9 protein-coding genes are annotated in these 11,738 nt (G+C 43.1%); 2 read left to right on the forward strand and 7 right to left on the reverse strand.

From position 1 onward, the window contains the following. Nucleotides 1-2: 2 nt before the first annotated feature. From aspS to PHW01_00890, 3 genes are all read right to left on the reverse strand, one after another. Nucleotides 3-1,400, reverse strand: coding sequence for an aspartate--tRNA ligase (gene aspS / locus PHW01_00880; protein ID MDD5626559.1), 1,398 nt, complete (start codon nt 1,398-1,400; stop codon nt 3-5). 119 nt (nt 1,401-1,519) lie between these two features. Then, nucleotides 1,520-1,774 carry a hypothetical protein gene (locus PHW01_00885; GenBank protein MDD5626560.1) on the reverse strand — a complete coding sequence of 85 codons (255 nt, stop codon included), beginning with the start codon at nt 1,772-1,774 and terminating at the stop codon, nt 1,520-1,522. 446 nt (nt 1,775-2,220) lie between these two features. Further along, nucleotides 2,221-5,679 carry a hypothetical protein gene (locus tag PHW01_00890; GenBank protein ID MDD5626561.1) on the reverse strand — a complete coding sequence of 1,153 codons (3,459 nt, stop codon included), beginning with the start codon at nt 5,677-5,679 and terminating at the stop codon, nt 2,221-2,223. Here PHW01_00890 and PHW01_00895 point away from each other — a divergent pair. Further along, nucleotides 5,669-6,085, forward strand: coding sequence for a hypothetical protein (locus tag PHW01_00895; protein MDD5626562.1), 417 nt, complete (start codon nt 5,669-5,671; stop codon nt 6,083-6,085). The two genes, PHW01_00890 and PHW01_00895, sit on opposite strands and share 11 nt — an antisense overlap. A 539-nt stretch (nt 6,086-6,624) precedes the next feature. Here PHW01_00895 and PHW01_00900 read toward each other — a convergent pair. After that, nucleotides 6,625-8,211: an FG-GAP-like repeat-containing protein gene (locus PHW01_00900; protein MDD5626563.1), complete on the reverse strand. Its 1,587-nt coding sequence runs from the start codon at nt 8,209-8,211 to the stop codon at nt 6,625-6,627. Nucleotides 8,212-8,638: 427 nt separating this feature from the next. Between PHW01_00900 and PHW01_00905 the strand changes: the two genes are divergently transcribed. Beyond that, a complete protein-coding gene (locus tag PHW01_00905) occupies nt 8,639-9,100 on the forward strand; it encodes a hypothetical protein (GenBank protein MDD5626564.1) in 462 nt (153 codons plus the stop codon). A gap of 133 nt (nt 9,101-9,233) precedes the next feature. On the opposite strand, the gene PHW01_00910 is transcribed toward PHW01_00905, so the two are convergent. From PHW01_00910 to PHW01_00920, 3 genes are all read right to left on the reverse strand, one after another. Further along, nucleotides 9,234-9,536, reverse strand: a complete 303-nt coding sequence (locus PHW01_00910) for a hypothetical protein (GenBank protein MDD5626565.1) — start codon at nt 9,534-9,536, stop codon at nt 9,234-9,236. A gap of 10 nt (nt 9,537-9,546) precedes the next feature. Beyond that, complete coding sequence (locus PHW01_00915; GenBank protein ID MDD5626566.1) at nt 9,547-10,170, reverse strand: V-type ATP synthase subunit D; 624 nt, start codon at nt 10,168-10,170, stop codon at nt 9,547-9,549. A gap of 93 nt (nt 10,171-10,263) precedes the next feature. Then, the gene (locus PHW01_00920) at nt 10,264-11,691 is read right to left on the reverse strand and encodes a V-type ATP synthase subunit B (protein MDD5626567.1); all 1,428 of its coding nucleotides are present in this window, start codon (nt 11,689-11,691) and stop codon (nt 10,264-10,266) included. Between the last annotated feature and the right edge of the window lie 47 nt (nt 11,692-11,738).

The raw sequence follows: 11,738 nt of genomic DNA on the forward strand, positions 1-11,738 counted from the left end.
TTTTATTTCACAATCTTTAAATGTAATTCCCTCAGTTGTTTAGTGTCCACTTCATTCGGCGCGTCCATCACTGCCGTTGTCCCCTTTCCTGTGGTAGGAAACGGAATCATCTCCCGAATGTTTTTTTCAGCCATTAACACCATTAAAAGCCGATCCAGCCCAGCGGCAATCCCCCCGTGCGGCGGGACGCCATATTCAAAAGATTGCAACAGATGCCCAAACCTTTCCTCAATATCCCCGCTCTTGTAGCCTAAAAGTTCAAAAACGCGCTTCAAAATTTTGGGGTCAGTAGTGCGGATTGATCCTCCAAAAACCTCATTGCCGTTTAAAGCTAAATCATATTGCAACGCCCTAATCCGAGCCAAATCTTTCCCCTCTTTTAATAGGTCTAAATCCGCGGTGTGAATAGCGGTAAAAGGGTGATGTTGCGGTCCCCAAGCTTTTTCCTCTTTGTGATATTCAAACATCGGGAAGTCGTAAATCCAAGCAAAAGCCATTTTGCCGCTCTCGGGATCGCGCCGCAAATCCGGCTTGTCAGATTTATATTTCTTCATTGCCTCTTGGTAAGGAATGCGCGGAAAAGGAATTTCCTGGATTTCCTTTTTAAGAACACCCTCTGTGAAGCCAATCATTAATTCTTCAGTCAAATTCAAAATATCTTCTTGGTCGCAAAAAGACATCTCAATATCTAATTGCGTAAATTCCAGCAAACGATCCGCCCTTAAATCTTCATCCCTAAAACAGCGCGGAAATTGAAAATATTTTTCCACGCCTGCAACCATCAAAAGCTGCTTGTATTGCTGGGGGGACTGGGGAAGAGCGTAAAATTTCCCAGGGTGCAAACGGCTTGGCACTAAAAAATCCCGCGCGCCTTCCGGCGTAGATTTGGTCAGAATCGGAGTTTCAATCTCCAAAAATCCCTTTTTCTTTAAAAAGGCGCGGATATAATCTACGGCTTTTGCCCGCTTTTTAAGAATCTTTAGCACCCTCTCTCTGCGCATATCCAGATAACGATATTTCAGCCGCAAATCCTCTTTCACCTCTCTGCCATCATCTGTCACCTCAAAAGGCAGGGTCCGGCTTGCGGACAGAATATGAATCGCGCTCGCTTCTACTTCAATCTCGCCCGTTTTTAAATTCGGATTAACTAACTTTTCCGGCCGCCTGTTCACCTTGCCCTTTACCTGCAATACAAACTCCGGCCGCGCGCCTTCCGCAATTTTGTGCGCCTCTCTTGATACCTCCGGATTCACAACTACCTGCACCAATCCTTCTTTATCGCGCAAATCTAAAAAAATTAATTTTCCGTGGTCTCGCCGAGCGTGCACAAAGCCAGCTAAAGTTACTTCTTTGCCTTCCTCTTTTTTAGACAATAATCCGCAATAATGATCTTTAAGCATAATGATTATACCCCTCTCCTTGCCAAGGGGAGATTTAGGAGGGGTCTTTATCATTTTTATTTTACCATAAAAAAAAATCTTTGAAAATAAAAAAGAGGCAATGCAAATTGCCTCAAGTTTCAAGAAAATAAATCCTCAATCTTCTTTTTCACTTCATCAATATTACCCATGCAATAGAAGCAGGATTTAAAGAGTGATTCATGTTTTTCAAAATCTGAATTTGTCTTCAATTTTTCTATAACATTATCCTTATCGGAATAAATTCGACAGAAAGCGCCGTCTGAATTACCCCATTGGAAAAGAACCATGTCATTATCTCTAAGATTTATAGCAACTTCTACCAACTGGTTGACAACTAAAATTTTTACAGCCATTTTAATCTCCTTTATGATAAATATCTCCAATAACCCAGCTTCTAGTTAGACTAACGAAGATGCCTTTTGTATCATTATAGATAAAAAATCATACTACAAAATAAAGGACAATAAACAATCCTAACAATAATTCGTAATTTTGTCAAATAAAAAATCACTACAAGATTGACTGCAAGGTTTAATAAAGCAGGGATAATAATTATGGATCCAATAGGAGGAAATAGGCTAATCTACGAAGGGACTATATAAAAAGCAAATCTCACATTAAAATTAATGTGAGTTTTTTATCTTTAAAAAACTAACCCTTAAGGGCGAGGGTTAGTCTTCCATGCGCACTTTAAGGCGGATTTTAATTAGCGGATTTGTTGTTTTAATTAAGGATAGACCAGTATTTTCGGACTCTAATAACTGCCAATCTGCCAGAAGAAGGTGGCATCTTAATATCTTTAATCTTCGCCTTTCTTTTCTCCCCCTTCTTTGATTATCCACCAATTAAATTCCGTATCTTCTGACACTTCTTCCAGAGCAGAAACGGTAAAACTTTTCTCGCCCACTTCAGACAAATAAATAAATGTGGAAGATAGTGGGGTTATACCAATAAATGAATCTTTGGTTACTTCCTCATTCTCAAAAACTGCGTCTTTTTTTCCTGCTTCAATAACACCTGTGCCTGTGATTATATTGGTTATCTTACCTACAACCTCTAAATCACCTTTCACCACCACTTTCGGTTCGGGCACAGTGTCATTTGCTTCCCCGGGATTCAATTCCAGAATGCCAGTTTCCGAGAGAATCCTGCCCGAAACAAGCTTTAGCTCCCCTTTCACCTTTACATTCCCGTCCTTATCTACCGCGAAGTTCTCGCTATTAATCTCTAAGCCTGTGGCAGCATCCAGAACAAGGTATTTGTTGGGGTCGCCGATTATTACTTTGTCCTCCACAATCTTTACAATCTGCTGTAAATTCTGTGTTTCTTCTTCTAGTTCTTGAATCCTGGCGGTATTCGCTTGGTTGGATTCCATTACTGTTAAAATAGAGGCGCTTAAAGTGTTTAATTGATTGGAGACATTCTCCAGATTGCTCAAACTGTCTACTAGGGTTTGGAGGGTGCTTTGCAGTGATTCTAGATCAACTTGCTCGGAAGAAGCCCCCTCTACCATTTGTGCTGGCGCTGTGTCAGCATCATTTTCCGTAATTTGTGATTCGTAATTCGTAATTCGGGTCTCCAGATCCTGAATCCTTGATTCTTGATCTTTGATTCTTGATTCTAAAGACAGAATTCCTGATTCCTGATTCCCTATCCCTAATTCCAAGCCAGTGAGACGCGAGGTCGTGTCGCCCGCGGAAATACCAAGTTCATTCTGCACTAATTGCATATTATCATCTATGACCGATAGCTTTTGCTGCTGCTCCTTGAGCACCTCATTCTGATAAAGGGAGATCCGTTCATATTTGATTGCGTCAGGTCTGCCTTGCTCGTCATATATTACAAGGTTAGAAAGGCCTAAAGCGTCAAATTCTTCGGCAATAAAGCCGACATCCCTCTTTCCTGTTGCTTTATCAATAAAGGAGGTAGGTCTTGCTTCTAGAATCTTGGTAAAGTCATCTTGCAGGGTCTGCACATCATCTTTGTATCGCAAAGAGGAAGTAGAACGGTAGACACTGCCCGTGGTCGTATCAATAAACATATTGGCGGCGGAAGCGGAAGTGTCTATATTTGCAATGACAAACTTGGTGCCAGGGGCGCTCGTGCCGATACCGATCGCGCCCGTGGAGGTAATCACGAAGGCGGGCGTTGCCCCACCTAAAGTAGCAGCAGTTTCAATCTTGAATTTATCGCTATCGCTGTCATCAACTCCCACGGAGAATTTAGTAGAATCAGCAATTTTAAAGTCTAAAATAGGATCACCAGAAGCTTTATTTAAAGAAAGAAGATTGTCTGGCGTGCTCGTCCCGATGCCGACGTTTCCGCTCATTATGGACATCCCGCCTTGATAGATATGATTAGTTGACACAACATTCATTTCAGATTTGCCAGAGGTCATTACTTGGTGTGTGCCACCACTCCAATTCCAAGACACGGCGACAAACAAACCATTGCCATAGGTTACTGACATCCACCAATTTGATTCGGGCGCGGTTCTAGTTGTCCAGGTGATGCCATCGGGTGAAGTCATTACTCGGTTAGTGTCAGTTAGACCAACGGCGACAAACAAACCATTGCCATAGGTTACTGAATTCCAAGAATCTGCTACTGCGGTTCTAGCTGTCCAGGTGATACCATCAGGCGAAGTCATTACTCGGTGTGTGCCACTGTGACCAACTGCCACAAACAAACCATTGCCATAAGTTACTGCATACCACGTATTTGCTTCGGCTGCGGTTCTAGCTGTCCAGGTAATGCCATCGGGCGAAGTCATTACCCGGTTGGTGCCATTATAAGCGACGGCGACAAACAAACCATTGCCATAGGTTACTGAATACCACGAATTTGCTTCGGGCGCGGTTCGGGCTGTCCAAGTGATGCCGTCAGGCGAAGTCATTACTCGGTGTGTGCCGCTGTAAGCAACTGCGACAAACAAGCCATTGCCATAAGTTACTCCTTCCCATTTATTTGCTTCGGCCGCGGTTCGGGCTGTCCAAGTGATGCCATCAGGAGAAGTCATTACTCGGTGTGTGCCAGTTTCAGCGACTGCCACGAATAAACCATTGCCATAAGTGACCCAATTCCACCCATTTGCTTCGGCTGCAGTTCGGGCTGTCCAGGTGATGCCATCGGGCGAAGTCATTACTCGGTTGGTGCCATTATAAGAGACGGCGACAAACAAGCCATTGCCATAAGCTACCCCATTCCACGTATTTGCTTCGGTCGCGGTTCGGGCTATCCAGGAAGTTCCTTTGGATATGATGTTGCCAACAACTTCTAACTTCTCGCCTGGTGTTGTCGTCCCCACCCCAAGCCTGTTATTCGTGTCATCCCAGTAAAAATTAGCGTTATCTTGAGCCAGCGCGCCTGCGGCATCAGTGAAAACCACCGAGCCTTGGGTAAAACCAGGGGTAATGGTGCCGATAACATTGCCATAGATTGTGCCGTCAACCTCTAAAACATCCTCTACATAGAGGTCTCCGTCTCCTGTGGCATAATTCACTGTTCCGCCATTGCCAATAAAGACGTTGCGGTTAAACCAAGCGTCTTGATGGACGCGCAGAGTGCCTGCTGTTTCCACATCCCCTGTTTTGCCGTTAACAATAAATTTGTCATCGTCTATGTAGATTCCGCCATTTGCCTCTAGAATGCCGGTGAGCTTGGTCTGACCATCTACGGTAAGATTATTGTAAAGATGGGCATCTTTAATCACAATCAGTTCTTGACCGACTTTTACATTACCTGCTACATCAAGCTTATGCTGGGGGTATTTAGTGCCAATGCCTACTTGATCATTAGTAGTATCAACATAGAGAGCCTTTGTTCCGACCGTGAAGTTGCCCCCAACATCCACACTCTTTTGCAATTCAGTTGACCCTTTAACTTCAATACCACTACCAAAATATACTTTCCCAAGCAGGCTCAAGTCCTGTGATGTGCTGGCACCGTTAGTGGTAACATTCTGTAAATTGATATTATTGGAAGAGGCATTAGAGACTATCTTGGGGATAGAGTCGCCTAAAACAATCTCTGAAGATGGATGGGATTCCGATGTTTGTTCCGTAGGGGAAGAGGCTTGCGGTTTAATCTTGCTGTTTAAGGCTAGATCGTCTGTTTGAAGATTATGGATTATGGATCCTGTATTTTGGTCAACATTTTTTAGTAAACTACTAAATACTTTTAATGGGAAATATCCTCTTTCCGCAGAAACACCTCTCACAAAAACCAGAGTATTGGCGAAAAGGACTATGAGGATCAAAAGAGTTAAGAAAACGGGTCTAAAACGAGGAGGCGGAACAACAAATCTGGACCAAAAGGACAACGATGGTTTTAGGTTTTTCAGGATTTTATTCTTGAAAACGGATTTGAAGCGGAGCAATGTGGAAGATGATTCAGATTGGGGGGATAACAATAATTTCAGGTCTTCAAAAACTTTGAAGCTCTTGATTGGCGCCTTTACCCTGTTAGACAGTAACCCCCTTAAAGCCTCTGGTCTCTTACGGAATAAACATCTAATGGAGCCAGGGCAGTTTGTTAGCCCCGTTAGAAATAAATTTCTAAACGGGGTTAGAGAACAAGGTTCTCTAACGGGGTTTACTGACCCTAACGGTTTACAGGTGAAACCGAGAGCAAGACATCGGGAGCGTATCTTAAACATAAGATGAGAATATTTTTTATGAATACAAAACCCACCCCTTGAAAACAGAGAAATAATTTTTGAAACTATAGGGCTTTTTGTTTGCATTTTGGGAGATATGAATTCCGTATCGGTTTCTAGCTTTTATACTAAAAAATTGAGAGAGTAAGTCTCTACTGAAAATCTCCTAGTAGATTTACTGGTTTAAGTACATTACTATTATATAATACCTCCCCCCACTCGTTTTTACAAGAATGTTATCCACAAAGTAATATAAAAGACTAACCCTTAAGGGCGAGGGTTAGTCTTCCACCGCGTTTTAGTTTGAATTTTTTAGGCGCGGACTGCCTCTCATTTTTAGGCAGCGACGCCTGTTAAATTTTACGGTGGCGGAGAAACCACGTCTTTCGCGTTCCCGACGTCACCGTAAAATTATTCTATGCACTCTTTCATCTTAATAAATACATCAAATTTTTGTTTCTTAATTTTTAATTTTTAACTAATTTTTATTTACTTAATTTTTATTGTTATTATAAATAAAACAATAATTCAATAACTAAATAAAAATTAGTCTTGAACAATTACCGGCGTTCCTATTGCCGCCCAATCGTAAAGCTGTTTAGCCGGTCCCACACCGAGGCGCACGCAGCCATGAGAAACGCGCACACCTAAATGATTAGCCCCTTCCTTATAACCGCCCGGCCATTCGGGCAATTCATGAATGCCATGACCTTTAGTAGTAAAAGCCATCCAATAGGGCATATATAACCCATATTTAGAAGACCAGGCGCGCGGATTTTTACTTAAAATGTGAAAATTACCCAAGGGAGTGCCCATACCAGGCCGACCTGTAGATACCTTAGTGTCTAAAAATATTTTCTCTCCTTCATAAGCCTTCAAATTTTGCTCTGAAATGTCAATCACAATCTTCTTTAAACCATTGAAATTGTAGTTCAAAGCAGGCAAGATAATAATTTCCGCAATATGATCGCCATCTAAATCTGCCGCCGCCAGGTTCACCCCGCCATTAAAATTCTTTTCAAAAGGATAATAACTGTAACCAGTCTGGTTCATCGCTTGGGAGCTAACGCCACTCACCAGACTTGGTTCCTTAAGATTACCTCCCACCCCCTCCTTTCTCCCCGCTCCGGGCAAGGGGAGAGCCGCTCCCATTCTCTCTTTTTCAGAATCAGTATCTTCTTGCGCGATTTTCACCCCGCCGATATTATAAGGGGAACTCTTCTGAATCTCGCCCAAGTGATTGAACGCCCGCACATGCGGCGCGCCGCCCGGACCAGCGCCAGCCAAAATCTCACTCTTGCCGTCAAAATTCAAATCCGCCGCGGCGATATCCACGCCGCCCTTGAAACCTTGATCAAAGGCGATGAAGCTGGATTCTAAAAGGCCATTACTCTTATATACTTTAATCTGGGCTTTATCCTGACGCGCGGCAGAAACGATAATCTCCGGAAGTTTATCTCCGTCCACATCCGCCGCGGCGATATCCACGCCACCCTTGAAGTCGCGCGGAAAAGGATAAAGGACAAAATCAGTCCGCGTACCATTTCCTTTAAAAACACGCACCTCGGAGCGCGTACCCTGCCCTCGCGAAACCAAAATTTCCGCATTATGATCGCCGTCTAAATCCGCAAGGGCAATGTGCACGCCGCCCCGAAACGCCGCTGGTTCTCCAAAAAAATCCGCTAAAACAGTTTTGTTTAGGTCTGCCTTGTAAACCTTGATATGGGCGCTCTCGCGGGAAGCAACCGCCACCGCAATTTCATCCTTTTGGTCGCCATTAACATCCCCACAAGCCACATCAACGCCTCCCAAAAATTCTGCGTCAAAAGGATAGATTACATAATTGGTCTTTTTGCCTCGATAGTCATAAACGCGCACTTCGCTTCTCCGACCCGGTCCTGAACCAATCACAATTTCCTTATGACCATCACCATTTAGATCCCCCACGCAAACCGAAACCCCGCCGCGGAAATCATTTTCAAATAAATTAAAATCCTGGCCTTGTTTAAGGTCCACAGCTTTGAAAATACGACCGAGACCAAAATAATCGCGAGCCTCTACACTTTTTAATGGCCCAAAAATCATTCCTGACATTAAAACTGCCGTAAAAATTATTGTTTTTGTTTTTGTCATTTTTATTTTTATTTGCCTCGCCGTAGTCAGCCAGAGGCGGACGAAGCTCGCCTTCGCTTAAAGCTTTAGGCGGAGCAAGGCGGGTTTTACCTCGCCGAAGCACACAAAGTGCGTAGACGGGTTTAGTCCTCTTTTAGAAAGCTATTTTGGCTTTCTTTGAGTAAGACTTTAAAAAGCTCGCCGGGGATAAAACCCCTTAAGCGAGCTCTTTGTACTTGACTGCTTTTATTATATCATATTATGGATTTTGAGTCAATAGTTTTCTTGCTAAAATTCAAAAAATGTATTTTAATTAGATTATCACATCAATCATAAATTCCACCTTAAAGTACGAATCGCGCTTCAAAAGAAAATTTTGGGATATCTTTTAGCTTTGAATCATCGTTCTTTACCCAAACTTTATATATAGTAATCAGGAGCTAATTTGATGGAAATTGGATATGAAGGAGGAAGGATAAATATGTTAAATTCTGAAGTCGCTGAAAGGTTATTGTTTATTGGTATGAATGAAGAATTAAAAAAGAAGGTGTTTTTACTAAAAAACCTTCTGGAGGAAATTGCTCAAAAGCTGGGAGGAGAGGTATTTCCAGCAATCCAAATAGTGGAAGAGAAAAAGTTTCTTGATTACGAAATTAGGATTAAAGCGAGAACAGCGCTTTTTTCACGGCTCATTACTATTGCCAGGGCATATTTTCTGCATGGTTTTAGCGGTGACGATGGAAAATGGACCGACCTTAGAGTCGCTTTCAGAAAAGATAGGTGCCCTCAATCCATCTTTTCACAGCTAGAGCTAGAAATGAATAAAGAAACTGTGGATCGGCACCCCATCAAGGTAGAATATGTTGACTACAAAAAAGACCAAAAGGAAGGCTTTTTTAGAAAACTTTAAATTATATTTATTCTACCTCTGCGGCGCGAAGCTCATTTTACCCATAAGGGAAGAACTTTACTTCCCTTACCTATCCTTACTATAAATAAAAAGCCCCTCTTGATTTCCAGGGCTTTTTTTATTTTCCAGAACATTAATAACCTAACAATAATTGAATCCTCTCCCCCTCTCCTTCCAAAACCTGCCCCTCTCTTTCCACGCGCGTCGTTCCTCGCATATGCATTGGCTTCATATTTTCAAAATGCAAATCAATAAATAAATTTCCATCCTGATCTAATGAAGGATGGGCGTGGAAGCGCGGGTAAAAACCAGCGCCAAGCCGGCGCACATATCCTAATTCTCTGCTTCTTGGATCACGCAGGGGCTGATAGCCCAAACGGCGCATAAGGTTAGGAATGTTTTCTCTAATTTTTTCTTTAGATATTTCAATACGCATAATTTTAAGATTAGGCTTGCGCCGCGATCATAGCTTTTACTTTCATCAGCCGCGTCAAATTCCCTCTCTCTTGTTCATCTAATTTCATTGTAATCTCGCGGATCGCGGACTGCAAATTTGGCACTAAAACATATTCCAAAGAATTTACTCTCCGCCGCGTTTTCTCAATCTCGCGGCTAAGCATTAAAATCGCTTTTTCAGTCTGCGCCAAGCGGACCATTTTTTCTAAAGAAGTCTCAAATCCTTTCAAACTTGTATCCAATTCCGCGACAGTATCCAAATAACCATAGCAAATCGGTTCTCCTTCCTTTTGAACCTCAAAAAGCGGCACTTTGATATTCATTATATTCTTCTCGCTTGTTTGCAGGGAAAGCTTCATCTTGGACAACATCAAAGCCGCCTCTAGGCTTTGGGCTGGCATTTCCGCGGCGGCGAAAGCAAAAGACAAAAAAGCTTCGCTCAATGATTTTTCTACCGCTTCGCGAACATCCTTGGCTTCGCGGACTACCTGCATAAAATCTTTCATTAGTCCGTCCCGTTTCTCTTTTAATAATTTATGCCCTCTTTGCGCGACTTTGAGCCGCTTTTTCAATTTAAGCAGCTCCACGCGCGTGGGGTTGATTTTGACTTGCATTATTTTAGAACCCCTCCCCGCCCGCAGGTCTTGAGAGGGAGAAATTATTATCCCCTTCTGGTCTCAAGGGAGTTAGGAGGAGAAAAGAGGGAGTTATCTCTTAAAATACTTCTCAATCATTTCCGGCTTCACTCTCTTTAACTCGGACTGCGGTAAAATAGACAAAAGTTCCCAGCCCAAACTCAATGTTTGAATAATGTCACGATCCTCATATTCACCTTGGCGGACGAATTTGTCTTCAAAGAGAGAGGCAAACTTTAAATATTTTTTATCGGTTTCATCCAAACTCTCTTCGCCCAAAATCACGGCTAATTCTTCCACTTCCTTACCGCGGGCATAAGAAGCGAATAACTGATTTAAAACACCGGAATGATCCTCGCGGGTTTTACCTTCGCCGATTCCTTTGTCTTTAAGCCGGGAAAGGGAAGGTAAAACATCCACGGGCGGAAAAATCCCCTTGCGGTGCAATTCGCGGCTAAACATAATTTGGCCTTCGGTAATGTAACCGGTTAAATCGGGCACGGGATGGGTTTTGTCGTCCTCGGGCATGGAAAGGATCGGAATCTGCGTGATGGAACCGGGCTTGCCTTTAATGCGCCCCGCGCGTTCATAAATTGTAGAAAGGTCGGTATAAAGATAACCCGGATAACCACGCCGACCCGGAATTTCTTTGCGCGCCGCCGAAACTTCGCGCAAGGCTTCACAATAATTAGTCAGATCAGACATAATGACTAGTACATCCATTCCCTTTTCAAAAGCCAAATATTCAGCGCAGGTTAAAGCCATTCTGGGCGTTGCAATCCGCTCCACCACGGGATCATTAGCAAGGTTAATAAACAGCACCGAACGCTCAATCGCTCCGGTTTTCTTAAAATCATTTTGAAAAAAATTCGCCTCATCAAAAGTGATACCCATCGCCACAAACACCACCGCAAACTTCGTCTCTTTTCGGTCTTTATTCCGTGATTCGTGATTCGTGATTCGTGATTCGGTATGCCGTAAATCCCAGCGCATCTTTGCCTGCCTCGCGATTTGAGCCGCAAGGCGCGCGTGCGGCAGACCAGCGCCCGAAAAAATAGGCAGTTTCTGACCACGCACCAGCGTGTTCATGCCGTCAATCGTGGAAACGCCGGTTTGAATAAATTCATCGGGATAAGAACGGGCATAAGGATTTAAAGGCAAACCATTGATATCTAATTCTTGGTCTGGAATAATTCTAGGTCCGCCATCAATCGGCTTGCCCGCGCCAGAAAACACCCGACCTAGAATATCCTCGGATACCGGCAGTCTCAAACCTCGTCCCAAGAATTTGACCTTGGTGCCAGCACGCGGCACGCCTTGCGGCGCTTCAAAGAGCTGGATTAAGGTGAGCTCGCGTCCGGCTTCCAGAACCTTGCCTAGTATTTTGCGACCTTCTTTTGTTTCCACTTCCACTAATTCTTCATACTTTGCGCCTTCAATCTTTTCCAAAATTATTAAAGGTCCCGCAATTTCTTTCACTGTTTTATAAGCTTTGGACATAAAAATAAAGTTAAAAGTTAAAAGTGAAAAGGTAAAAGCTATTGCAC

The sequence above is a fragment of the Patescibacteria group bacterium genome (assembly GCA_028717685.1).
Classification (GTDB): domain Bacteria; phylum Patescibacteriota; class JAQUNI01; order JAQUNI01; family JAQUNI01; genus JAQUNI01.